The organism is Ancalomicrobiaceae bacterium S20 (genome assembly GCA_040269895.1).
Lineage (GTDB): Bacteria > Pseudomonadota > Alphaproteobacteria > Rhizobiales > Ancalomicrobiaceae > Methyloraptor > Methyloraptor flagellatus.
Genome location: CP158568.1, coordinates 1,349,581 through 1,372,340, shown reverse-complemented (window position 1 = coordinate 1,372,340; position 22,760 = coordinate 1,349,581). Strand labels below are relative to the sequence as shown.

Annotated in this window: 22 protein-coding genes and 1 pseudogene; 5 read left to right on the top strand and 18 right to left on the bottom strand. The window is 68.8% G+C overall.

Translation table 11 applies throughout. From position 1 onward, the window contains the following. Positions 1 to 27: 27 nt before the first annotated feature. The 3 genes from ABS361_06425 to ABS361_06415 form a co-directional block, all read right to left on the bottom strand. Entirely contained in the window at positions 28 to 855 is an 828-nt protein-coding gene (locus tag ABS361_06425; GenBank protein ID XBY45880.1) for a carbohydrate ABC transporter permease, read from the bottom strand. Further along, positions 852 to 1,766: a sugar ABC transporter permease gene (locus ABS361_06420; protein ID XBY45879.1), complete on the bottom strand. Its 915-nt coding sequence runs from the start codon at positions 1,764 to 1,766 to the stop codon at positions 852 to 854. The genes ABS361_06425 and ABS361_06420 overlap by 4 nt, the downstream gene beginning before the upstream one ends. Before the next feature lie 198 nt (positions 1,767 to 1,964). Continuing rightward, entirely contained in the window at positions 1,965 to 3,404 is a 1,440-nt protein-coding gene (locus ABS361_06415) for a sugar ABC transporter substrate-binding protein (protein XBY45878.1), read from the bottom strand. A 172-nt stretch (positions 3,405 to 3,576) separates the two neighbouring features. Here ABS361_06415 and ABS361_06410 point away from each other — a divergent pair, with 172 nt between their 5' ends. Further along, the gene (locus tag ABS361_06410; GenBank protein ID XBY45877.1) at positions 3,577 to 4,536 is read left to right on the top strand and encodes a LysR family transcriptional regulator; all 960 of its coding nucleotides are present in this window, start codon (positions 3,577 to 3,579) and stop codon (positions 4,534 to 4,536) included. 99 nt (positions 4,537 to 4,635) lie between these two features. On the opposite strand, the gene rhmD is transcribed toward ABS361_06410, so the two are convergent. The 5 genes from rhmD to ABS361_06385 all read right to left on the bottom strand — a co-directional run bounded on the left by rhmD (position 4,636) and on the right by ABS361_06385 (position 9,696). Then, positions 4,636 to 5,820 (bottom strand): L-rhamnonate dehydratase, encoded by a 1,185-nt coding sequence (gene rhmD / locus ABS361_06405; GenBank protein XBY45876.1) that lies wholly within the window; start codon positions 5,818 to 5,820, stop codon positions 4,636 to 4,638. Between the two features lie 68 nt (positions 5,821 to 5,888). Further along, positions 5,889 to 7,220: an MFS transporter gene (locus ABS361_06400; protein ID XBY45875.1), complete on the bottom strand. Its 1,332-nt coding sequence runs from the start codon at positions 7,218 to 7,220 to the stop codon at positions 5,889 to 5,891. A 140-nt stretch (positions 7,221 to 7,360) separates the two neighbouring features. Further along, on the bottom strand, positions 7,361 to 8,113 hold the full coding sequence (locus ABS361_06395; GenBank protein ID XBY45874.1) for an SDR family NAD(P)-dependent oxidoreductase: 753 nt from the start codon (positions 8,111 to 8,113) through the stop codon (positions 7,361 to 7,363). A 16-nt stretch (positions 8,114 to 8,129) separates the two neighbouring features. Continuing rightward, entirely contained in the window at positions 8,130 to 8,972 is an 843-nt protein-coding gene (locus ABS361_06390) for an ureidoglycolate lyase (GenBank protein XBY45873.1), read from the bottom strand. 253 nt (positions 8,973 to 9,225) lie between these two features. Then, entirely contained in the window at positions 9,226 to 9,696 is a 471-nt protein-coding gene (locus ABS361_06385) for a nuclear transport factor 2 family protein (GenBank protein XBY46832.1), read from the bottom strand. 452 nt (positions 9,697 to 10,148) lie between these two features. Here ABS361_06385 and ABS361_06380 point away from each other — a divergent pair, with 452 nt between their 5' ends. Continuing rightward, entirely contained in the window at positions 10,149 to 11,069 is a 921-nt protein-coding gene (locus ABS361_06380) for an alpha/beta hydrolase (protein XBY45872.1), read from the top strand. A gap of 69 nt (positions 11,070 to 11,138) precedes the next feature. On the opposite strand, the gene ABS361_06375 is transcribed toward ABS361_06380, so the two are convergent. After that, complete coding sequence (locus tag ABS361_06375; GenBank protein ID XBY45871.1) at positions 11,139 to 11,729, bottom strand: heme-binding protein; 591 nt, start codon at positions 11,727 to 11,729, stop codon at positions 11,139 to 11,141. Positions 11,730 to 11,964: 235 nt separating this feature from the next. Between ABS361_06375 and ABS361_06370 the strand changes: the two genes are divergently transcribed. After that, positions 11,965 to 12,582, top strand: coding sequence for a CGNR zinc finger domain-containing protein (locus tag ABS361_06370; protein ID XBY45870.1), 618 nt, complete (start codon positions 11,965 to 11,967; stop codon positions 12,580 to 12,582). A gap of 30 nt (positions 12,583 to 12,612) precedes the next feature. Here ABS361_06370 and ABS361_06365 read toward each other — a convergent pair whose 3' ends face one another. The 6 genes and pseudogenes from ABS361_06365 to ABS361_06340 all read right to left on the bottom strand — a co-directional run bounded on the left by ABS361_06365 (position 12,613) and on the right by ABS361_06340 (position 16,739). After that, entirely contained in the window at positions 12,613 to 13,392 is a 780-nt protein-coding gene (locus ABS361_06365) for an alpha/beta fold hydrolase (GenBank protein ID XBY45869.1), read from the bottom strand. Positions 13,393 to 13,546: 154 nt separating this feature from the next. After that, complete coding sequence (locus ABS361_06360; protein ID XBY46831.1) at positions 13,547 to 14,353, bottom strand: zf-HC2 domain-containing protein; 807 nt, start codon at positions 14,351 to 14,353, stop codon at positions 13,547 to 13,549. Beyond that, positions 14,350 to 14,661 carry a sigma-70 family RNA polymerase sigma factor gene (locus ABS361_06355; protein ID XBY46830.1) on the bottom strand — a complete coding sequence of 104 codons (312 nt, stop codon included), beginning with the start codon at positions 14,659 to 14,661 and terminating at the stop codon, positions 14,350 to 14,352. Before ABS361_06355 ends, ABS361_06360 begins: the two co-directional genes overlap by 4 nt. A 79-nt stretch (positions 14,662 to 14,740) precedes the next feature. After that, a pseudogene (locus tag ABS361_06350) lies at positions 14,741 to 14,872 on the bottom strand (sigma factor). A gap of 313 nt (positions 14,873 to 15,185) precedes the next feature. Next, entirely contained in the window at positions 15,186 to 15,545 is a 360-nt protein-coding gene (locus ABS361_06345; GenBank protein XBY46829.1) for a cupredoxin family copper-binding protein, read from the bottom strand. A gap of 231 nt (positions 15,546 to 15,776) precedes the next feature. Beyond that, positions 15,777 to 16,739 carry a metallophosphoesterase gene (locus ABS361_06340; GenBank protein ID XBY45868.1) on the bottom strand — a complete coding sequence of 321 codons (963 nt, stop codon included), beginning with the start codon at positions 16,737 to 16,739 and terminating at the stop codon, positions 15,777 to 15,779. 285 nt (positions 16,740 to 17,024) lie between these two features. Here ABS361_06340 and ABS361_06335 point away from each other — a divergent pair, with 285 nt between their 5' ends. Next, the gene (locus ABS361_06335) at positions 17,025 to 18,218 is read left to right on the top strand and encodes a YeeE/YedE family protein (protein ID XBY45867.1); all 1,194 of its coding nucleotides are present in this window, start codon (positions 17,025 to 17,027) and stop codon (positions 18,216 to 18,218) included. A gap of 1,239 nt (positions 18,219 to 19,457) precedes the next feature. Further along, on the top strand, positions 19,458 to 20,261 hold the full coding sequence (locus tag ABS361_06330) for a methyl-accepting chemotaxis protein (protein ID XBY45866.1): 804 nt from the start codon (positions 19,458 to 19,460) through the stop codon (positions 20,259 to 20,261). Between the two features lie 101 nt (positions 20,262 to 20,362). On the opposite strand, the gene ABS361_06325 is transcribed toward ABS361_06330, so the two are convergent. The 3 genes from ABS361_06325 to ABS361_06315 all read right to left on the bottom strand — a co-directional run bounded on the left by ABS361_06325 (position 20,363) and on the right by ABS361_06315 (position 22,732). Beyond that, positions 20,363 to 21,169: an SDR family oxidoreductase gene (locus tag ABS361_06325; GenBank protein ID XBY45865.1), complete on the bottom strand. Its 807-nt coding sequence runs from the start codon at positions 21,167 to 21,169 to the stop codon at positions 20,363 to 20,365. A gap of 11 nt (positions 21,170 to 21,180) precedes the next feature. After that, entirely contained in the window at positions 21,181 to 21,885 is a 705-nt protein-coding gene (locus tag ABS361_06320) for a glutathione S-transferase C-terminal domain-containing protein (protein ID XBY45864.1), read from the bottom strand. Between the two features lie 142 nt (positions 21,886 to 22,027). After that, entirely contained in the window at positions 22,028 to 22,732 is a 705-nt protein-coding gene (locus ABS361_06315; protein XBY45863.1) for a DUF1223 domain-containing protein, read from the bottom strand. Positions 22,733 to 22,760 lie beyond the last annotated feature (28 nt).

Below are 22,760 nucleotides of genomic sequence, written 5' to 3'. Positions count from 1 at the left end.
CCTCGGAGATCGTTGTTCCGGCGCCGGTCAGCCCTTGACCGCGCCCATGGAAATGCCGCGCACGATGAAGCGCTGCATGGTGCCGACGACGATCGCGATCGGGATGAGCCCGAGCATGCTCATGGCGCCGATCTTCGACCAGAACGTCGACTGCGAACCGAAATAGCCCGTGACCTGGACCGGATAGGTGACGACCTCGGAGCGGGTCAGCACCAGGGCGAACAGGAACTCGTTCCAGGCGAACAGGAAGGTGAACACGGCGGTCGCGAACAGGCCGCCCTTGACCATCGGCAGCACCACCTTCGGCAGCACCTGCCAGCGCGACAGGCCGTCGATCATGGCGCTCTGCTCGAGCTCGATCGGCACTTCCTGGATGTAGCCGCGCATCATCCAGATCACGTACGGCAGGTTGAACGCCGTGTAGAGGATGATCAGGCCGACGTGCGTGTCGACGAGCTTCGCGCCGGTGAACAGCAGGAACACCGGAAAGGCGATCGTGATCGGCGGCACCATGCGCTGAGAGATGATCCAGGTGGTCAGGTGCGAGCCGCCGGTCTTGTAGCGCACGATCGAATAGGCCGCCGCGGACCCGAGCACGACCGCGAGCACGGTGCTGCCGGTCGCCGCGATCAGGCTGTTCAGGATCGAGACGACGTCGCCGTCGCGGAACAGCGTGATGTAGCTCGACAGCTGCGGATGCGCGGGCACCCACACCGGCGGATAGGCGAAGACCTCGTCCGGCGACTTCACCGAAATGGCGGCGAGCCAGTAGATCGGAAAGGCGAACATGACGGCGGCGAGGACGATCGCCGCGATCCGCAGGCCATGGCGCCAGCCGCGTTCCCAGTTCTTCATCGCGCGACCTCCACCCGGGAGAGAACCCACATCACGAGCGCGGTCAGCACCACGATCACCAGGAGCGCGATCGCCGCCGAATAGCTGACGTCGAACTCGCGGAACGCCAGCTGATAGGCATAGATCGACAGCGTCTCGGTCATCGTGCCCGGCCCGCCCTGCGTCATGGTCCAGATCACGTCGAAGACGCGGACCAGATCGAGCGCGCGGATCAGGATCGCGATGAACATGACCGGCAGGATCGCCGGCAGCACGATGCGACGGAACACCATGGTGATCGGCGCGCCGTCGAGCGCGGCGGATTCGAGCTGCTCGCGATCGAGGTTCGACAGCGCCGCGAGCAGCAGCAGGAACATGAAGGGCGTCCACTGCCAGACCTCGGCGACCATCACCGCCGGCCAGACGAAGGTCGGATCGATGGTCCACAAGAGCTTGAAGTCGGCGCCGGCGACCCAGCCGATCATCTGGTTGATCGGCCCGAAGCGCTGATCGAACATCAGCCGCCAGGTCGAGCCGGCGACGATCGGCGAGATGATGGTCGGCATCAGGATGATGCCGATGAAGAGCTGGCGCAGCGGCACGCGGCCGAGGAACATCAACGCCAGCACGAAGCCGAACAGGAGCTCGAGCGGCAGCGCGACCGCAGCGAACAGGAGCGTCCGGACGAGCGACCACCAGAGCCGCCCGTCGCCGGCGAGGCGCTGGAACTGCATCAGGCCCTGGAAGCTCGTGTCGTCGTCCATCATCGAGATGTTCTGGACGCTGGTGACGAGCAGCTTCACGAACGGATAGAGGCCGATCAGCAGCAGGATGAACACGGCCGGCGCGACGAGGCCGTAGCGCAGGGCCGCATGGCCGGACGGCCGGCGCCGCGCGATCCGGAGCGGCATCGTCTCGGGTGTCGCTTGCAAGGGAAGATCCTCGGCGAAATGGGCGGCCGCAACGCGCGGACCGCGCGAATGAACCCGGCCACGGACGGACGTCCGCGATGCGGCGGGGGCGGCGATCCGGTCGGCGGCGACCCGGCCGGCCAGGATCGAGCGATCATGTCTTCAGGGAAGAAGGGCCCCCGCCGGAGCGGCCGGCGGAGACCCCATGTCGGGATCGCCTCAGGGCGCCGGATAGGCGTTGGGCTTCTTCGACCAGTCGAGATAGGCGCGCTTCTGCTTGTCGCGGCCGATGCGATCGGTCAGCTGGTCCCACTGCGCGGCGAGATCGTCGAGGATCTTCTTGGCGTCCTCGCCCGCCCACAGCCGGCTGATCGCCTGGCGCAGGGCTTCCTCGTAACGGTCGGTCTGGATCAGCGACAGGTCGAGCATGCCGGTCTCGCCGGCGAGCTTCAGCGTGTCGAGATAGGCCGGCGCATCCTTCCAGCGTCCGCGGTATTCGGCGCTCGAATAGTGGTTGGCGCGGAACGGGTCACGCAGCGTGTAGGGCAGCTGCACGCGCTGGACCGAGATGTCCTCACTGTTCAGCCACTGCATGAACAGATAGGCCGCTTCCTTGTTCTTGCTGTCCGCAGAAACCGACAGCGAGAAGCCGACCGCGAGTTCCGGATGGCCGCCCGGCGGCAGCGCATAGCCGACCTTGTCGACCACCTTGGTCTCCGGGATCCACGACAGCGCCTCGGTGCCCTTGCCGTAGCCGGCGGCCCAGCGGCCGACCGGCGGCCAGGAGATCGTCATGGCGATCTGGCCGGACAGGAAGGCGTTGAACGCCTCGATGAAGCCCCACTGCTCGACGCCCGGCGGCATCAGCTTGTTCTCGGCGCGCATGGCCTCGAACACCTTGACGCCGATCGGCGAATTGACGGTCGCCTTCATCGTCTCCGGATCGAAGAACTTGCCGCCCTCGACGCGGAAGCGCTCCTGGAACATGTACTGCGCATTGCCGGGCTGCCGCAGCATGCCGGCGCCGTACATGGTCGGGCCGAACTTCTCGGTAATGAACTGGGTGATCTCGTAGAACTGCTTCCACGTCTTCGGCGGCGCGAGATCGTAGCCGTACTTGGCCTTGAACGCCGCCTTGTTGTCGGCGTTATCGAAAACGTCCTTGCGGTAATAGAGGATCAGCGCGTCGCCATCGTCCGGCAGACCGTAGATCTTGCCCTCGACCTTCATCCAGTTGTCGCGGAACACCGGCGCGATCGTCTCCAGCTCCTTGCGGTAGCCGTACTTGTCGACATAGGCGTCGAGCGGCTCGAGCGCGCCGGAGAACGCGAGGTCCGGCATCTGGTTCGGGATCACGTTCAGGATGTCGTAGGCGCCGGTGCCGGCCTTGTGGGCCAGCATCGTCTTGGTGAAGATCTGATCGATCGGCGCCTCGACGACGTTGACCTTGATGCCGGTCAGCTTCTCCCACATCGGCCCGGAGAAGTTCTTCGGATCGAGCGGCTGAAGACCGGCCTCGTAGAGCACGGTGATCGTCGTGCCGGAATATTTCTTCGCGGCCTCGACGGCGCGGTCGGCGGCGCTCTCGGCCAAGGCCGCGCTGGCGCCGAGCCACGAGATCACGGCCGTGGCGGTCGCCACGGCGAAACTGGTTCTCATCGGGAATCCCTCCGGCTGGTCCGACCGGCACCGGTCTGACCAGAGTTTCCAACCCTTTTCGCACGGCCTCTTGAACGAGCGTGCTTTGTTCACGAGGGGCAGTCTGCCCTAACTGGACATTTCCCGAAAATGAAATAACGTGCAGGCCTAATTCCAATCGGTTATCGCCGTCATGGACCCACTCTCCAACACACTGCTGCTCAGGCTGCGCGCCAAGCATTTGCGCACGCTTGAAGTTTTGGGGCGGGTCGAGAGCATGCGGGCGGCGGCGCAGGAGCTGAACCTCACTCAGCCGGCTGTCACGAAGATCCTGCAGGACATCGAGGACATCCTGGGCGTGTCGCTGTTCGAGCGCCGCTCCACCGGCATCACGCCGACACCGATCGGCCGCGCGGTGATCGACTTCGCGCGCAAGAGCGTCAGCGACGTCGAGCGGCTGGCGGGGCTCGTCACCAACCTGAAGCTCGGCGGCTACGGCAGCCTCGCCTTCGGCGCGCTGATGGCCGGCATGAGCTCGATCGTGCCGCGCGCGCTGAGCACGCTGAAGGCGCGCCGGCCGCTCATGACGATCCATCTGATCGCCGCGACCAGCGACCAGCTGCTCGAGGCGCTGAACAACCGCACGATCGACCTCGCGCTCGCCCGCCTGATCGATCCGCAGCAGAACAGCGTGTTCGAGTTCGAACCGCTGGTCGACGAGGAGATCTGGATCTTCGCCCGCGCCGGGCATCCGCTGGCGTCGCGCGAGGCGATCGAACTGACCGAACTCGCCGACGAGCCCTGGGTGCTGCAATCGCCGATGAGCCCGCTGCGCCAGCTCTTGCAGGCCTCGTTCGCGGACGGCGGCATCGGCGCGCTGCCGAACTGGATCGAGACGACCTCGGTCTATGCCACGCTCAAGATCGTCGGCCACACCGACATGCTGGCGGCGCTGCCGAAGACCATCGTCGAGGAGGGCGTCGTCGCCGGTGAATTTGTCCGCCTGCCGGTCAGGCTGCCGCGCAGCCTGGAGAACTACGGCATCGTCACCCGCCGCGGCGACGCGCCGAGCGAGAACACCAAGCTGTTCGCCGCCATCCTGCGCGAGACCACGCGCGACCTGGAACGGGAGGCTGCCGCCAAGGCGGTCTGAGGCCCCCTCATGCGCCGGGGCGGCCAACGGCCGACCCCAAAAAGAAGGACGCCCGCCGCGAGGGGCCGCGACAGGCGCCAAGTCGGTCAGGCAGGGAGCTCAGCGCGCGTAGGGCCGCACCAGCGTGCAATCCGGATTGAGCCGCACGCCGAAGCCCGGCTTGTCGAGCGCGCTGGTGCGGATCCGGCCATTGACCGGCACCGGCTCGTCGAGCAGCAGCGGCGTGAACATCGGCACGACCTTGTCGGCCTCCGGCGCCATCATCAGGAACTCGGCGAAGGGGCTGTTCGTCCGCGTGACGACGAAATGGTAGCTGTAGACGCTCGATCCGTGCGGCACGACGAGCGCGCCATGGGCGTCGGCGAGCGCCGAGATCTTGATCAGCTCGGTCAGGCCGCCGCACCAGCCGACATCCGGCTGGATGATGTCGCAGCAGCCCATTTCGAGCAGCATGCGAAAGCCCCAGCGCGTCGCCTCGTGCTCGCCGGTGGTCACCAGCATGCCGGCCGGCACCGCCTTGCGCAGTGCGGCATAGCCCCAGTAGTCGTCGGGCGACAGCGCCTCCTCGATCCACTTCAGGCCGAACTCCCCTGCCCCCTTGGCGAGCCGCGTCGCATAATCGAGGTCGAGGCTCATCCAGCAGTCGAGCATGAGCCAGAAGTCGTCGCCGACCCGCGATCGCATCTCGGCGATCTCCTCGAGGTTCTTCTTCAAGCCCTCGACGCCCTCGGCCGGACCATGGTGCAGCGGCAGCTTGCCGCCGACGAAGCCGAGGCCCTTGGCGAGGTCCGGGCGCGCGCCGGTCGCGTAGAAGGTCAGTTCGTCGCGCACCGGGCCGCCGATCATCGCATGGACGGGCTCGTCGCGGATCTTGCCGAGGAGATCCCAGAGCGCGAGATCGACGCCGGAGATCGTGTTGAGCACGACGCCCTTGCGGCCGTAATACTGGGTCGAGAAATACATCTGGTCCCAGATCTTCTCGATCTCGGTGACCGGGCGCCCCTCGAGGAAGCGCGCCAAATGCTTCTCGACGATGTAGGCGCCGATCTCGCCGGCGGTCGTCACCGCGAAGCCGACGGTGCCGTCGCTCGCCTCGATCTCGACCACCAGCGTGCCGAGCACGTTGATGCCGAAGCTCTGCCGGCTCTGGCGATACTCCGGATAGCGCGCCATCGGGGTCGCGATGTGATCGTCGATCCAGTGATAGCCTTGCTGGTCGTGATAGTCGGCCCCCCCGCCACGAACGGTGAAGGCGCGGACATGCTTGATGGTCGGCATGGTCATGGCAGGTCTCGTTGGTTGATGGAGGAGGAAGCCGCGTCCGTGCCGGATCGCGGCTGCCGAGATGCGGGTCAGATCGCCGCGCCGGAGCGCTTGGCCACGGGGGCCGCAGCCCGCAGGCCCGCGACGCCGATCGCCAGGATCATCGCCGCGCCGAGAAACGTCGTGCCGGTCAGCAGGTAGAGGCCGGCCGTCTTCGAGACGAAGGCGGTTTCGGCCCAGGTCTTGACGTTCGGCGCAACGAAACCGCCGAGCGCCCCGAGCGAGTTGATCAGCGCGAGCCCGCCGGCGGCCGCGACACCGCCGAGATAGCTGGTCGGAAACGTCCAGAAGATCGGCTGCACCGCGATGAAGCCGGCCGCCGCGACGCACAGCGCGACGAGCGAGATCAGCGGCGACGCCGTCGAGACCGACAGTCCGAGCCCGAGGCCGGCCATCGCGAGGGTGGCGGCAGCGACCGAGCGCTGGCGACCGGTCGCATCGGCGAGCCGCGGCAGAACGAAGGCCGCGGCCAAGGCGGCGATCCACGGCACCGCCGTGACCAGACCGACCTCGAACCCGACCGACTTGCCGAGCAGCCCGGCAACCTGCGTCGGCAGATAGAACACGAGGCCGTAGACGCTCATCTGGATCACGAAGTAGATCGCGGAAAAATAGAGCACCTTCGGATTGGCGAGCGCGGCGAGCGTGCCGGTCGGTCCGTGCGCGGCCTTGTGCGTCTCCTCCGCACCGATCGCCGCCGCGAGGCGCCGCTTATCGGCCGCGTCGAGCCAGCGGGCGTCGGCCGGACGATCGTCGAGATAGAAATAGGCCCAGATGCCGACGATGGTCGCGAGCAGGCCCTCAACCAGGAACATCCACTGCCAGCCGTTGAGACCGAAGCTGCCATGGAGTTCGAGCAGCAGGCCCGACAGCGGACCACCGAAGATGAAGGCCAGCGGCGCGCCGAAATAGAACAGGCCCATCGCCTTGCCCCGCATGGCGTTCGGGAACCAGTAGGTCAGGTAGAGGATCACGCCGGGAAAGAACCCGGCCTCCGCCACGCCGAGCAGAAAGCGCAGGACATAGAAGGCCATCTCGCCCCGGGCGAACATCATCGCCGCCGAGACGAGCCCCCATGTCACCATGATCCGGCACATCCAGGCGCGCGCGCCGACACGGTGCATGATCAGGTTGGACGGCACTTCGAACAGCGCGTAGCCGATGAAGAAGATGCCCGCCCCGAAGGCGAAGGCGGCATCGCCGATGCCGGCATCGGCCTGGAACGCCTTCTTGGCGAAGCCGATGTTGGCGCGGTCGAGAAAAGCCAGCACATACATCAGCAGCAGAAACGGCAGCAGGCGGCGCGTGACCTTGGCGACGGTGGTCGCGAGATCGTCCGCCGGTGTCGGAATGGCAGTCATGGTCTCCTCCCGTGGAGAATGAGGTCCGCTGCCGTTCTTTTTCGCCCCGCCGGGCGCGCGAAGGCGCACGACGGGGCATTCCGGACGCGGCTTCGCGTTCGGTCGGGCAGTCGGGATGGCTGGAAGCGGCGAACCGCCGATCAGTAGGTCGCGCGGCCGCCGGAAATGTCGAAGACCGCGCCGGTCGTGAAGGCACAATCCTCCGAGGCGAGCCAGGCCACCATGGCGGCGACCTCGTCGACCTTCAGGAACCGGCCCATCGGGATCCGCGACAGCATGAAGTCGATGTGCTCCTGCTTCATCTGGTCGAAGATCTCGGTCTTGGCGGCCGCCGGCGTGATGCAGTTGACCAGGATGCCGGCGGTGGCCAGTTCCTTGCCGAGCGACTTGGTCAGCGCGATCAGGCCGGCCTTGGAGGCCGAATAGTGCGAGGCGTTCGGATTGCCCTCCTTGCCGGCGATCGAGGCGACGTTGACGATGCGGCCGTAGCCACGCTTCAACATCTCCGGCACGATCGCCCGGCAGGTCAGGTACGGCGCGATCAGGTTGACCTCGACGACCTGCCGCCACACGGCCGGTTCGAGCTCCCAGAGCTTGCCGTTGCCGCCGGTGATGCCGGCGTTGTTGACCAGGATGTCGACGCCGCCATGGGCCGCGACGACATCCGCCGTGGCTGCCGCGACCGCGGCCTCGCTGGTCAGGTCGATGGCGGCGGTGGTCACGCGGCCGAAAGCGCCGAGGTCCGCAGCCGCCGTGGCGAGGCGCCCGGCGTCGATGTCCCAGAGCGCGACCGAGGCGCCCGACTTCAGCATGCGCTCGGCGACCGCATAGCCGATGCCGCGCGCGCCGCCGGTGACGATCGCGACGCGACCGGCAAGATCGATGGTGTTCATGACGTCGCCCTCACCTTCAAGCCGAGATCGTGGTCTGCCGCTGCTCGCCGAGACCGGCGATGCCGAGGCGCATGGTCTGGCCGGCCTTCAGGTAGAGCGGCGGCTTCTGCCCCATGCCGACGCCGGGCGGCGTGCCGGTCGAGATCACATCGCCGGGCTGCAGGCTCATGAACTGGCTGACGTAGGAGACGATATGCGCGACCGTGAAGATCATGGTCGCCGTCGACCCGTTCTGGAACCGGCGGCCGTCGACCTCGAGCCAGAGGTCGAGCGCCTGCGGGTCCGGAACCTCGTCGCGGGTCACGAGCCAGGGGCCGATCGGGCCGAAGGTGTCGTGGCCCTTGCCCTTGTCCCAGGTGCCGCCGCGCTCGATCTGGAAGGCACGTTCGGACACGTCGTTGATCACGCAATAGCCGGCGACATGGTCGAGCGCCTGCACCTCGGTGACATACTTGGCCGGTTTGCCGATCACGACGCCGAGCTCGACCTCCCAATCTGTCTTCTCCGAGCCGCGCGGGATCTCGACCGGATCGTTGGGACCGGTGATCGCGCTCGTCGCCTTCATGAACACGACCGGCTCGCTCGGCACCGGCAGCCCGGATTCCGCCGCGTGGTCGGAATAGTTGAGGCCGATGCAGACGAACTTGCCGACCGCGCCGACGCAGGGTCCGATGCGCGGCGTGCCTTCAATGAGAGGAAGCGTCGCGGGATCGACCGCGGCGAGCCGCGCGAGCCCGTCCGGCGTCAGTGCGGCGCCGGCGATATCGGCGACGACGCCCGACAGATCGCGGATCCGGCCCTCGGCATCGAGCATGCCCGGCCGCTCGGCGCCGGCAGCGCCGAAACGCAACAATTTCATGAGCTTTCCTCCACCGCCGACGATTGGCCCGTGATCGGGACCATCGCGGTCGTCGTTATCTGGTTGTGACTGGAGGAAACCAATAATGCGGCGCGCGATAATGAGATAATGAAAAATAGGACTTGGCCTATAGGGATCGGTTATCACGGCAGCGCCGGTTCGAACCGCAACCCGGCCCGGCGCAGGCCGCGCCGCCTGCGCCGTTCGAATGGGCTCGCCGGTGCCGCTGCACCGGCGCCGAGCACCGGTCCCGTCAGAGACCGAGGTCGGTCAATCCCGGATGATCCTCCGGCCGCGGGCCGAGCGCCCAGCGGAACAGCCGCTCGGTCTCCAGGATCGGCAGATCGTTGATCGACGCCTCGCGACGGCGCATCAGGCCGTTGCCGTCGAAGCGCCAGAGCTCGTTGCCGTGGCTGCGGAACCACGAGCCCTTGTCCGAGCGCCACTCGTAGGCGAAGCGCACCGCGATCCGGTCCGGGCCGAAGGCGAACAGCTCCTTGATCAGTCGGTACTCCCCCTCGGCGCCCCACTTGCGGGTCAGGAACGCCTCGATCGCGGCCCGGCCTTCGAAGAACTCCGCGCGATTGCGCCAAACGCTGTCGGGCGTATAGGCGAGCGCGACCCGCGCGGGATCACGCGTGTTCCAGGCGTTCTCGGCCATGCGGACCTTCACGGTCGCGGCCGCCTCGTCGAAAGGCGGGAACGGCGGGCGCTGCTCGGGCATGGCTGCGGTCATGGCGGGATCTCCTTCGTGCTTGCGCCGCCGGCCAACCCGCCGGGCGCGCTGTCTACCTTGACGGCAGGCTTAGAGATCGGCGCGAGCGCCCGATACCGGCGGGTCGCAAAAGACAGCCTTTCGCCGGCTGCAACAATCGCCGCCGAGCGGCCTCGGCCGATGAAACGAGAGGCTGCACCAAGTCGGACGGAAGTCCGTGAAAATTCAATTTTTTCCAATACTTATCGAAATCAGCTCGTCGCTCTCCGGCGCCGCTTCTCTGCGCTCATGACCACCGTTCCGCCCAGCGCGGCCGCCCCTGCGCCGATAAAATACGCGTTGATCGGTTACGTATTCACCTGTAACCAATGATCGCGCCAATAACCGGTCAGGAGATCATCATGTGGCCCCAACTGCGCGCCGGCCTCGCCGCCGCCACCCTCGCTTTCGGAGTTGCTTCCATGCCCGTTCCCACCCATGCCGCCCAGTCGACGCCGTCGGCCTCTACCGCCGCCGCGACCCGCACGCTGTCGCGTAGCGTCGTCGTCAACGGCATCGAGATCGCCTATCGCGAAGCCGGCCCGAAGGACGGCCCGGTCGTGCTGCTGCTGCACGGCTTCCCGTCGTCCTCGCATATGTTCCGCGAACTGATCCCGGCGCTCGCCGGCAAGTATCGCGTCATCGCGCCGGATTATCCGGGCTTCGGCGCCAGCGCCGCCCCGGCGATCGGCGCCTTCCCGTACACCTTCGCGGCGCTGACCGACCTGATCGACGGTTTCACCACCGCCGTCGGCGCCAAGGACTACGTGATCTTCATGCAGGACTACGGCGGCCCGGTCGGCTTCCGCCTGGCCGTGAAGCACCCCGAACGCGTCCGCGGCATCGTGGTCCAGAACGCCGTCGCCAGCGTCGAGAGCTGGAACCCCGACGTGGTCAAGCAGTTCGCGCCCTACTGGCAGAACCGGAACGCCGAGACCGAAAAGCCGGTGCGCGGCATCCTGACCGCCGAGACGACCAAGTTCCAGTATACGCACGGGGCGAACCGCACCGAGCGCGTGTCGCCCGATGCCTGGGTCCATGACCAGGCCAATCTCGACAAGCCGGGCAACGTCGCGATCCAGCTCGAGTACCTGTACAACTACCAGGACAACGTCGCGCAGTACCCGGCCTGGAAGACCTATCTGACCACCCACAAGCCGCGCATGCTGATCGTCTGGGGCAAGAACGATCCGTTCTTCACCCTGAATGGCGTCGAGTACTTCAAGTCGCTGCTGCCGGGCGTCGAGGTGCATCTCTACGATGCCGGCCACTTCGCGCTCGAGACCCATGTCGACGAGATCGCCGAGGCGATGCTGACCTTCCTCGCCAAGGCGCCGCGCTGAGCCGGCACCGATAGCAAGACCACAAGCAAAGAAACGAGGAGGGGCGGAGCGATCCGCCCCTCCTTCTTGTTACTGCGGCAGGCGATCGCCGATCTTCGCGGCCCCGGCCGCGGCGCAGACCTCGTCCTTCTCGCCGCCCGGCGCACCGCCGACGCCGATCGCGGCGATCGTCTCGCCCTTGGCCCGGATCGCCACGCCGCCGGCGAGCAGGAGCACGTCCGGCAGCGAGGCGAGCGCGGCGGTGTTGGGACCGCCGCGCGTCTTCTCGACGAAGGCACCGAGCGCCTCGAACCCGAACACCGGCCCGAGCGTGACGACCGTGTAGGCCTTGCGGAAGCTCGAAGTCTTGGTGTGGACCGTGCTGTGATCGCCCTTCACGAAGGCCTTGATCTCGCCGCTCGGATCGACCACCGCGGCCGAAACCGGGTAGCCGCGCTCGGCGCAGACCCGTACCGCTTCCGATGCCGCCTCGACGGCGAGCGTGGCGGGCAGGTCGTAGCCGGACCGGCGGACCTGCGCCTCGGCCGCCTGATCGAGCAGGCCGAGCAGCAGCGCCGTCGCGGCGGCGACCGCAGGTCCGCGCCACAGGCGGCGGATCGAGCGGCGGCGAGACTGCGGGGCAGCGACGGTGGAGGAGGAGGTGGTGGAGAGATTGATCACGATGAAACTCCTTGAAGGGGTGATGTCCATTGGCATAGCCCGAGATCGTAACCTATGAAAATGAAATTCATCGGTTATACGCGAATGTGATCGTCGTTCCGACCCTAACCGCTCGCCTCCTCGCGCCGTCCCGCTTGTCGCGAAACTGGTGACGCCTTATTTTCGCGGTTACACTTCGACAGTGCTTACGCGCCAATGGCGCAGCCCCCCTCTCGCCAACCCCCGAGGAACCGCCGTGACGACAGCTGCCGCATCGACTGCGACCACGGACGAACCAGACGAAAAGCCTGCGCGCGGCGACTTCCGCGACGGCGTGCCGTTTCTCGGTGGCCGGCTCTGGATCGACCTCGTCAACACGCGCCCGGTGCTCGGCAGCCCGCCCGAACCCGTCGACCTGATCGCCACCCCGGCGGACTTCGCGCGCTGGACCGCGCTTGCCGGCATCGGCACGCCGGGCGAGGCCGACCATGCCCGGTCGCACAAGCTGCGCGCCGCGTTCGACACGCTGTTCGAGACGATGAGCGCCGGCGGTCCTCCTGAAGGTGCAGCGCTCGACACGGTCGAGCGGAGCCTCGCCGATGTCCGGCTCGGTCTCGATCTCGTCCATAGCGAGGATGGTTTGAAGGTCGTCGAGCGGCTCGACGGCGGCCCGCTCGACGCGCTCGCCGTGGATTTCGCCCGTTTCGTCTGCGACTACGAGGCGCCACGCCTGAAGCGCTGCGCCAATCCCGCCTGCTCGATGGTGTTCTACGACCAGGGCAAGAACAACCGGCGCCGCTGGTGCACGATGAGCCTCTGCGGCAACCGCGACAAGGTCGCGCGCTTCCGCTCCCGCCACGGCCGGGACGGCTGAGCCATCCACGGCCGGGACGACTTTCGAACGTCAGCGGAAGCGGGCGAGGAACCGGTCGAGCGCCGGCCAGACGTCGGCGCCGCCGCTGCCGGCGAGCGCGATCGAGCCGTGACCGGCATTCTTCGGCACCACCTGCACCTTGTCCTTGGCCGGCGCGGCCGCGAGGATCGCCCGCGCGGCGGCGACCTCGCCGCGATCGCTCGCCGAGGACACGAAGATCGGCTGCGACACATGCGCGGCCGCCTCTGCGACCGGCGCGGAGCGACCGAAATATTCGCCCGGCGAGAACGACACCACGCCGGCGACCTTCGGATCGGCAGCCGCGACCAGGAAGACCAGCGAGGCCGAATAGCTCGAGCCCCAGATCACCACCGGGCGCCCGGCGGCGCGGGCCTCGGCCCAGGCGACCGCCGCCTTCAGGTCCGGCAGCGCTTCGAGGAAGCTGGCGGGCCGGCCGAGCCGCTCCGCCGTCCGGTTCGCGCGCCCGAAGCCGGAGCCGCCGGAACGCTGGTCGACGGCGAGCGTCTCGAACCCCGACTTCAGGAGATGCGGCACGATCGCATCATATTCGGCGCCGCTGCCGCCCGCCTGATGGAACAGCACCACGATCGGCCGCCCGCCGCCGCTGTTGCCCGCTCCGACCTCGGCCGAGGACAAGGTCGCCGACACGGCGACGCCATCCGCGGCCGGGAGAATGACCTGCCGGCTGGATTCGGTACGCGCGACAGCGGTCGAGGCGACGAGCAGGACGGCGGCGACGATCGCGGGAACGGGCTTCGAGGCAATCAGAGGCAGAGACTTCGGCGACATATTGGCTCCATCGGATGAGAGGGGCGGCCGAGGCTCCGGCCGCCGTCACCGATTGGACGTGGGCAACGTCGCCGGCGTTTCGCCGCCCCGCCCCACGCCAGATCGCATTCGCGTGATCCTCTGCCTCCCCTCGCCCATCCACGCCGCCGGCCCTTCAGCGCGGCGCCGCCTCCGAGAAATCCTCCTGGAACTCACGCAACTCGACCGGGTTCAGGTCGGACACTGCCCAGAACACCAGGCCGGTCTGGCCCCAGCGCATCAGATTGTAGCCGTCCCGCGTCGCCGCCTCGTGGCCCGGCTCGCTGCCCGGCCAGACGAACAGGTTGATGATGTGGTCGTGGCGCCGGTAGACCAGCGCCGCGACCACCCGGCCGCGGACATAGTCGAGCCGGCCGCCGACCAGCGGAAAGCCGCGATCGACGAGATCGACCACCGGCGGGGAGAAATCGACCTTGCCGGCGAACCAGGGCTTGACCGTGTGCCGGTCGGAAGTCGCGACGTCGGTCAGGTGCGTGGCGAGCAGCGAGCGGACATGGCTGCCGACCAGATCGCCGCGCAATTCGTCCTCGCCGCGCGGCGCCACGAACAGCACGACCGCCAGCGCAGCCGCGGCCAGGGACGGCAGCACCGCCCACTGCCCCATGCGATCGAAAAGCCGGCGCACGGTCGCGACCGGCCGCAGACGATCCGACGCGAGCGCCGAAGCCCCGCGCCGCTCGGCCGCGAGGCTCGCGAGCACCCGGGCTCGCAGCCGGTCCGGCGCCGGCTCGACCACCTCCGGGATCGCGAGCCGCCGGCGCACCCGCGCCATGATCTGGAAATCCCGCGCACAGGCCGCGCAGGTCGCGACATGACGCTCGCAGTCGCGCGCATGCACGGCATCGAGCTCACCGTCCAGGTAGGCCGCCAGCAGCGGCAGCCAATCCGCGCAGCCGTCGTCCGAAGCGGTCCGGTCGGTCATTGTCCCTCTCCTTCCCCGAAGGCGGCGATCCACGCCACCTCGAAGCGCTTCCGCGCCCGCGCCAGCCGCGACATGACCGTGCCGAGCGGCACGTCCAGGATCTCGGCGATGTCGCGGTAGCTGCAATCCTCCAGATCGCGCAGCACGAGGATCGCGCGGACCGGCTCTTCGAGCGTCATGAGCACGCGCCGGACCGCCTCCGCTTCGCTGAGCCGCATCAGATCCTGTTCCGGATCGCCCTCGGCCGCGATCATCGCCAGCGGATCGGTATCGTCCTCGATGTCGAGGCCGCCAGCGCCGGTCGGCACCGCCGCGCGGCCCCTGCGCCGCTTGCCGGCGCCAGTTCAGGTGGCAGTTGCGGACGATGGTCAGGATCCAGGCCCTGGCGTTGTCGCCCCGGAACGTCTCGAAGCCCCGGAACGCGCGCAGATAGGCGTCCTGCACGATGTCCTCGGCCGCATCCTCGCTGCGCGCCAGATAGCGGGCCAGACGATAGGCGGCGTCGAGATGCGGCAGCATCTCCGCCTCGAAGCCACGCCGCGGCTCGGTCTCCGCCGTCTCGGCGGTGGTGCGGCCGGGCAGCAGCCGCGCCGCGAAGGCGCGCATGGCGTAGACCAGAGGCGCGACCAACGGCTCGACCCGGGTCGTCCACGCGGTTGCGGAAAGGCTCCTCCCCGCCCGGTCTCGCGGCACAGCGGCGTCCATCGCGTCGACGCGCACCGGCATCACCGATCGCCCGAAACCGATCGGCCGCACCATCATCCGGAGGATCGCCTGCCCGTTGGACATTGCCTGTCGCTCCCGCTCACCCGCCCGGCCGCAACCGACCCGCTCAAGGTACCTTCACCCGGACCATGCCGGTCATGTGCGGATGCAGCGAGCAGAAGTACTGGAACTCGCCGACCGAGGTGAACGTGTAGGAGAACGCCCCCTCGGTATCGAGCACCTTGGACTTGAAGCTCTTGTCGGTGGCGACGACCGTGTGCGGAATGTCGTCGTTGTTGACCCAGGTCACCGTCGTCCCCGGCGCGACCGTGATCTCGGCCGGACCGAAGGTGAAATTGTCGATGCTGACCATGGTCTGCGCGGCGGCGACAGGGATCGCGACGGCCGGCGCTTCGGCCGTGCGGGTCTGGGCAGGTTCTGTCTGGGTGAACACGCCATGCGCGGCGGCATGCGCTGCCGCATCCATTGCCGCGAGTGGTCCGGGCGCGAGGCAGGCGCCGGCGGCGAGCAGGGACAAGCGGAACACGGCGCCGGCGATGGCGGACGAGAGATCGAATTCGGACACGACGAAAGACCTTGTGTGAGGATCGGGAGACGCAACGTCATGGGTTGGACACGCGACATCCCGATCCGTGACGAAGAATTTTCCAGGAACGCCGCGTGGGGACCGTCGCTCCCGGGCGGCCGCCGCCGGGGGTCAGCCGGCGAGCGGCCGATCGATGATGGCGAGCGGCTCGGTGCCGCGGACGAAGTCGACCGTCGCAATGCCGAGATACTTGCGCAGGTCGCCGGCCGGCACCTTCATCGGTCCCGGCGAGGGTGCCGTGCCCGGCACCGGCTGCGGGAACGCGGTCGAGCGGGCGGTGTGGAAGGCGATGTTGCCCTCGACCTTCTGCATGACCTGGTGGATGTGGCCGTTCAGGATCGTCACCGAGCCGAAGCGCTTCAGGTAGCCGAGCGCCTCGGCTCCGTCGGCAGTGCCCCAGCCCCACTCCGGATAGACGGTCCACAGCGGGATATGGGCGAAGACCACGATCGGCGTCGACGACGACAGGCCGGCCAGGTCCTTCTCCAGCCATTCGAGCTGGTCCGTCCCGAGGTTGCCGAGGCCGCCGGCCTTGAGGTTCACGACATTGACGAGACCGACGTAGTGGACGCCGTTGAGGTCGAAACTGTACCAGCCGGCACCGCGGCTGCCCTTGCCGTACCGGTCGAGGTAGGCCTTGCCTTGGCCCTCGTCGAGCAGGTCGTGCTCGCCTGGCACATAGAACACCGGGATGCCGGCCTCTCGGATGATCTGGTCGGCATCGTCGAATTCCTTGTCCTTCGAGAGATGGCTGATGTCGCCGGTGTGGATCATGAAGGCCGGCTTCACCGGCAGGGTCTTGATCCGCGCCACCGCCTCGCGCAGCGTCGACAACGCGTCCGGATTGGCCGGCTTGTCGAAGCCGACATGGCTGTCGGAGATCTGCAGGAAGGTGAAGGGCTTGGCGGCCGGCGTCTCGGCCGCGAGCGCCGTGCCGAGGCCGACGGCGCTCGGCAGACCGCCGGCGAGGCTCCACAGGACGCCTGTCCCGGCCCAGGTCATGCACTCCAGAAAGCCGCGCCGGTCGATGCCGTCGGCATCCGGCCGCGGCGCTTCATCGTCGTGATTTCGCATGGTCTCGCTCCGCTTCTCGATCGTGCGCCCGACGCGATCCGCGACGGCCCCGATCTCGGCAACCTCGTTTCCCGGCGGGCATGATCCGCACCCGCCACTGGTTCGGCGTGGAGCGCCACAGGCCCCACACAGGCCGAGACGCGACCCGGCGGCGGGTTATTCCCGCGCTTTTCGATTTTTCTCCCGAACGGATGCGAAGGCCGTCTGCGCGCCGTTTCAGCTGTAACGAAGCCGCGTACCCGCGCGTCCAAGCACCGGAAGCGAACCGTCCGATGCGAGGCTCTGATGCGGACCATGGCAATGCGACCCGGCCGGCCGATCGCGATCGCGCTGGCGTGTTTCGGGGTGATCGCGCTCGGCGTCGCCGCCTTCGCGGCCGGTGACGGCAGCCTGCGCCGCGTCGGGATCGTCGGCATCGGTGTCGCGATCGGCGCCGTGCTGTTCTCGACCCGCTTCGGCTTCGCCTCGGCGTTCCGCCGCGCCGCCGAGGGCGACTTCTCGGTCTACCGCGCCCACGCGCTGATGTTCGCGATCGCCAGCGCCCTGATGGTGCCGGTCATCGCGGCCGGCTCGATCTTCGGGCAGGAGGTCTATGGCTTCGCGACCCCGATCGGCATAGCGCTCGTCATCGGCGGCGCGCTGTTCGGCATCGGCATGCAACTCTCCGGCGGCTGCGCCTCCGGCACGCTGTTCATGCTCGGCGGTGGCGATATGAAGTTCGCCGCCACGCTGCTCTTCTTCATCGTCGGCTCGACGATCGGCGCCGCCCACATCGCATTCTGGCGCGCCCTGCCCGCTTTCGAGCCCGTGGTCCTGTCCGATGCCGACAAGTGGCCGACCTTGCTCACGCAGGAAATCTGCCTGCTGCTGATTGCCGCCCTCGCGCTGCCGCGCGCCCGGCCGGTTCCGCGCGCGCTCTGGCTCGGTGCGGTCGGGCTCGCCCTTCTCAACACCGCGACGCTCGTGGTCGCCGGCCGGCCGTGGTCGGAGACCTACGGCTTCGCGCTGTGGGGCTCCAAGATCGCCGCGCACCTGGGCTTTACGCCAGAGACCTGGGCGTTCTGGCGCGGCGGCGACGGGCTCAGGGCGAGCATCTTCGCCGACATCACCTCGCTCATGGATTTCTCGATCCTGCTCGGCGCCTTCGCCGCGGCGGTGATCGTCGGCCGATTCCGGCCGACGCTCGGCGGCGACGCACGCGCCTGGGCGGCGGCGGCGCTCGGCGGCTTGATGATGGGTTACGGCGCCCGGCTCGCCGACGGTTGCAACATCGGCGCCTATTTCAGCGCGATCGCGTCCGGCAGCATGTCCGGCTGGATCTGGGCGCTGGCCGCCCTCGCCGGCAGCCGCGTCGGCATCCATCTGCGGCGCTGGGCAACCGCGCCATGGGTCATGCCCGACATGCCGTCCGGCGATCCGCCCGCCTCGGTCACGGCGGTCGCCCACGAAATGGCCATCGCCGAGGACGTCCGGCGGTGACAACCGCCCGTCGGCGCCGCGGGGGCGCGACGGGCACCTAAACGACGAAAAAGGGGAAACGGCCCATGGCGGTGCGGTGGTCGATCAGATCCAAACTCGGCGCGATCACCGCGCTTCTTCTCGTCCCGATCGTCGGCCTGTCGGCACTGGCCGCCCGCCGCGCGGTCGACGAGGTCCGCATGACCGACCGCGCCCGTGCCGGGCTCGATCGGCTCACCTCGACGTGGCCGGGCCTGGCGGAAGCCACAACCGGTACCGGCGCGCAAACCGGTGCGGCCGTCCGCCCCGAAGCGGCCGCTGTCGATGCCATCGAGGCGTTTCTGAAAGCGAACCACGGTGACACCGATCCGGTCGCCGATCTGCGCAAGGCGCAGGGTACGGCGCGGATCGGCGCGCTGCGCGAGACGATCCGGGTCGTCGCCGACGCCGGTCAGCTCAATTCGAACCCGGATGTCGCCGGCAGCTACCTCTCGGACATCCTCGTGCGCCGGCTGCCCGACCTGCTCGTCCAGCTCGTGTCGATGAAGGCGAAGGGCGATGCGGTGGCACAGTCGGAGCGGGTCGGCTTCGATCAGTCGCTCGGCTTCCTGGTCGATGCCGGCGCGTTCAAGTTCCTCGCCGACGGGATCGACCAGCTCGACGACGACCGGCTCGACATGATCGTCGGCCCGACCGCGGCCAAGACGTTGAAGCCGTTGCTCGATACGCTGGCCGGCGCCAATGTCGCCTATCAGGACCGCGCCGCGGCCCTGGTCGAGGCGATGGCCGCCGGTCGCGCGTCGACCGCGGCCGACCGCGACGCCTTCGATACCCGCTACAAGGCCTTCACCGCAGCGATCGATGCCGTCTGGCGTGAAGCGGCGACCGCCTATCGCGATCACCTCGATGCGCGCCATGCCATGCTGGTCCGCGACCTCACCCTGTCGGTCGGCCTCGCGCTGCTGGTCGCCCTCGGCGCCGTCGGCTTCGCGGTCTCGCTGTCGCGGTCGATCGTGGTCCGCATCGTCGGCCTCGAAAGCCGAATCCACGACCTCGCCGACCAGCCGGCGGCGGAGGCGCTTCAGGACGAGGCCGGCGACGAGATCGGCCGGATCGCCCGCGCCGTCGGCTATTACAACCGCCGCACCGGCGAGCGGCTGCGCGAAGCGCTTCGAGACGGACAAGGAGCGCGCGATCGGCGCGAGCCAGCGCCGGACGCTCGAATCCGTCTCCGATCGGATCGATCGTTCGGTCGGCGGCGTGGTCGAGGCGCTCGGCTCGGCCATCGCCCATATCGGCGGCACAGTCGGGACGGTCTCCCGCGCCGCGACCACCACGCTTGGCGATGCCGATGGCGCGGCCGCCGAGCTCGCCCGCGTCGCCGATCACCTCGACACCGTCCGGACCGAGATCGAGACGCTGACGAGCGCGATCGGCCGGGTCGCCGAGGAGGCAGTCAGCGCCACGCGCGACACCGAGCTCGCCGCGGGCCAGGCGACGGGCGCGCGCACGCTGGCCGGCCGGCTGGTCGAGCAGACCGCACGCATCGCCGGCATGGCCGAGGTCATCAACCAGATCGCCGATCAGACCAACCTGCTCGCCCTCAACGCGACCATCGAAGCCTCGCGTGCCGGGGAAGCCGGCCGCGGCTTCGCGGTCGTCGCATCGGAGGTGAAGCAGCTCGCCACCCAGACGACCCGCGCGACCGAGGAGATCGACGAGAACCTCAAGGCGTCGCGCGAGATCGCCGACGAAGTCGCCAAGGCGATCGACGGCATCGGAGGCCTGATCGACCGGATCAACCTCGCCGCCAAGGCCGTCGCCGCCGCGGTCGAGGCACAGAACCGGTCATCGGCGGAGATGCGTTCCAGCGTCTCGCGGGTCGCGACCGGTGCGGCACAGGCGCGCGAGACGATCGCGGCACTGCCGGCCACGGTCCGGACCGGCGTCGAGGCTGCCGGTGACCTCGAGCGCGCCTCCGCGGATCTGTCGTCCCGGTCCGAGAGCCTCGCCCGGGAGGTGTCGGACCTGCTCGAGGAACTGCGCCGCGCGGCCCGCGACTGAGATCGCTCAGGGCCAAGGCGCGACGGCCTCGCGCGCACCGGGGCCGAGGCCCCCGAACCGTATCCGGCCGGGTCGCCGGACGGCGACCCGGCCCTTTTCGCTCAGAGCGCAGCGTGGTCGCTGACCGCCGCTTCGAGCGCGGGCTTCAGGCCGAGGAAGCGCTCGTCGAGCGCGAGCGGATCGTGCCGATTGAGCGCGATCGTCTGCACGCGCGCCTCGCCGCCGCGGATGACCGACACCGCCCGCGCCTCGATGCCGCCGACGATCGCCTCGGCGACGTCGCCGGCATTCTCGCGCGGAAAGCCGATGTCCGGGCCGGCGCGGTTGGTCCGCATCATCGGCGTGTCGGTGCCGGTCGGATAGGCGGTCAGCACATGGACGCCCTCGCCCTTCAGCTCGCGCCGCAGCGCCTCGCCGAAATGGGCGAGCCCGGCCTTGACCGCGGCATAGGTCGCATAGAACGGCACCCCGACGAGCGCGATGCCCGAGGTCACGTTGACCACCACCGCATCGCCGGACCGGCGCAGCTCCGGCAGCGCGGCGCGGGTCAGCAGGATCGGCGCGGTCAGATCAACCGCGATCATGGCGAGGATCTCGTCCTCGCCCGTCCGTTCCAGCCGGCCGGCGCGCACGCCGCCGGCGTTGTTGACCAGAATGTCGAGCCCGCCGAGGCAATCGACCGCCGCCCGCAAGGTCGCCTCGCGCCCCTCGGCCGAAACGACGTCGGCCGCGACCGCCCAGACCGAGGGCGTGACCGCGCGCAGGTCCGCGAGGGCTTCGTCGAGCATGCCCTGCCGACGACCGCTGATCACGACCTTGGCGCCACGCTTCAGGAGCGAGCGGGCGATCTCGCGGCCGATGCCGCTCGATCCGCCCGTCACCAGAACCCGTTTGCCTTCCATCTGCATGCTGCCCTCCCTCACGCCGCCGGCGGATAGTTCGAGGGGAACAGCGCGCGCTTGGTCTCCTCGTCGTTGATGGTCTTGAACGGGTGACTGGCGCCGACCGCGCGGGCGCGTGCCGCCGCCGGCCGCGCATCGATCGCCGCCATCAGACGCTTCAGGTTCGGATAGGCGGCGAAAGGATCTTCCGCGCCCTTCAGGACACGGCTCGCCCGGCCGAGCCAGCCCCAGGCCGACATGTCGGCGATCGAATACTCGTCACCGACGATCCAGTCGCGACCGGCGAGATGCGTGTCGAGTACCTGATAGTGGCGCTCGACCTCGCGCCGGTAGCGGTTCACGGCATAGTCGAGCCCGTCCGGCGCGGCGTACTGGAAATGCACCGCCTGCCCGGAGAACGGCCCGAGGCCGGAGGCGATGAACAGGAGCCACGACAGGAGCTCGCCGCGATCCTCGACCGCCACGTCGAAACGGCCGGTCTTCTCGGCGAGATAGAGCAGGATCGCGGTCGAGTCGAAGACACGGACCGACCGGCCGCCGGGACCGTGGGTATCGACGATCGCCGGCACCTTGCCGTTCGGGTTGATCGCCCGGAATTCAGGGGCGTGCTGCTCGCCCTTGCTCGTATCGACCGGCACGACCTCGTAGGCGAGCCCGGCCTCCTCGAGAAACAGCGCGATCTTCGCCGGGTTCGGCGTCGGGTGGAAATAGAAGCGGATCAAGGATCTCTCCCGGATGGGGCGCGGGTCATCAGCGCGCGCGGGGGAACCGCCTGCAGGCCGAGACGGCGACCTGCGGTCGGTGGATCGCCGCCGGCGGGGGCCGGCGGGTTGTGAGCGATGTCGACGGATCGAGGCGGTCGGCTCAGTGACCCGCGACCGGTTCGGCACGTGCGGCGCCGAGAATGCCGCCACCGTCGCGCTCGACCAGCACGGCGAACGCCTCGCCCGGCGGCACCGGCACTTCGAAGGCGGCGCGGGCGCCGGTCCACGTGCCGACCGGCACGAAGGAGCGGACGATGTTCGATTCGGTCAGCGTGCGGCCGCGGTTCTCGCCGCGTCCGATCGAGGTTTCATGCTGACGGTCGTAGCCGACCAGCACGACACGACCGGCGCCCTCACCGGCGCCGACGCGCACCTCGACACCGGTCCGGCCGCGACGGACGGAGATGTCCGGCGCGGCCGATTGCGCTGCCCGCGCCGCCTCGATCGCGGCCGTCGCCCGCAGACGGTCGGAGCCGACGACGCCGAGCCGGCCGTCGATGACCATCTCGGGCGTGTAGGATCCGTCGCCGAAGCGCGCACCGTAGGCGGCCTGCCGGCGCGTCGCGGCCTCGAAAGAGAACGGGTCGGTCCAGCCGAGCCCGTTCCAGTAGGTGACGTGGAAGGCGAGCGGCAGCACGTCCGACCGCTCCCGCGACAGCTCGGTCAGGAACCGATCGGCCGGCGGGCAGGACGAGCAGCCCTGCGAGGTGAACAACTCGACCACCACCGGCCGCTCGGCGGCGGCCGGAGCGACGGCGCCGAGCAAGGCGGCGCCAGCGAGTGCGAGGGTCGACAGTCTGGTCATCGGGTCGCTCCATCGGGCGAGGATGCGG

What these genes read in the sequence shown, in the direction of transcription:
- ABS361_06390 (XBY45873.1), bottom strand. Translation starts at nt 8,972, where the DNA reads ATGAAATTGTTGCGTTTCGGCGCTGCCGGCGCCGAGCGGCCGGGCATG.
- ABS361_06400 (XBY45875.1), bottom strand. Translation starts at nt 7,220, where the DNA reads ATGACTGCCATTCCGACACCGGCGGACGATCTCGCGACCACCGTCGCC.
- ABS361_06395 (XBY45874.1), bottom strand. Translation starts at nt 8,113, where the DNA reads ATGAACACCATCGATCTTGCCGGTCGCGTCGCGATCGTCACCGGCGGC.
- ABS361_06335 (XBY45867.1), top strand. Translation starts at nt 17,025, where the DNA reads ATGCGGACCATGGCAATGCGACCCGGCCGGCCGATCGCGATCGCGCTG.
- ABS361_06340 (XBY45868.1), bottom strand. Translation starts at nt 16,739, where the DNA reads ATGCGAAATCACGACGATGAAGCGCCGCGGCCGGATGCCGACGGCATC.
- ABS361_06365 (XBY45869.1), bottom strand. Translation starts at nt 13,392, where the DNA reads ATGTCGCCGAAGTCTCTGCCTCTGATTGCCTCGAAGCCCGTTCCCGCG.
- ABS361_06380 (XBY45872.1), top strand. Translation starts at nt 10,149, where the DNA reads ATGCCCGTTCCCACCCATGCCGCCCAGTCGACGCCGTCGGCCTCTACC.
- ABS361_06325 (XBY45865.1), bottom strand. Translation starts at nt 21,169, where the DNA reads ATGCAGATGGAAGGCAAACGGGTTCTGGTGACGGGCGGATCGAGCGGC.
- ABS361_06315 (XBY45863.1), bottom strand. Translation starts at nt 22,732, where the DNA reads ATGACCAGACTGTCGACCCTCGCACTCGCTGGCGCCGCCTTGCTCGGC.
- ABS361_06385 (XBY46832.1), bottom strand. Translation starts at nt 9,696, where the DNA reads ATGCCCGAGCAGCGCCCGCCGTTCCCGCCTTTCGACGAGGCGGCCGCG.
- ABS361_06360 (XBY46831.1), bottom strand. Translation starts at nt 14,353, where the DNA reads ATGACCGACCGGACCGCTTCGGACGACGGCTGCGCGGATTGGCTGCCG.
- rhmD (XBY45876.1), bottom strand. Translation starts at nt 5,820, where the DNA reads ATGACCATGCCGACCATCAAGCATGTCCGCGCCTTCACCGTTCGTGGC.
- ABS361_06425 (XBY45880.1), bottom strand. Translation starts at nt 855, where the DNA reads ATGAAGAACTGGGAACGCGGCTGGCGCCATGGCCTGCGGATCGCGGCG.
- ABS361_06345 (XBY46829.1), bottom strand. Translation starts at nt 15,545, where the DNA reads ATGGATGCGGCAGCGCATGCCGCCGCGCATGGCGTGTTCACCCAGACA.
- ABS361_06415 (XBY45878.1), bottom strand. Translation starts at nt 3,404, where the DNA reads ATGAGAACCAGTTTCGCCGTGGCGACCGCCACGGCCGTGATCTCGTGG.
- ABS361_06410 (XBY45877.1), top strand. Translation starts at nt 3,577, where the DNA reads ATGGACCCACTCTCCAACACACTGCTGCTCAGGCTGCGCGCCAAGCAT.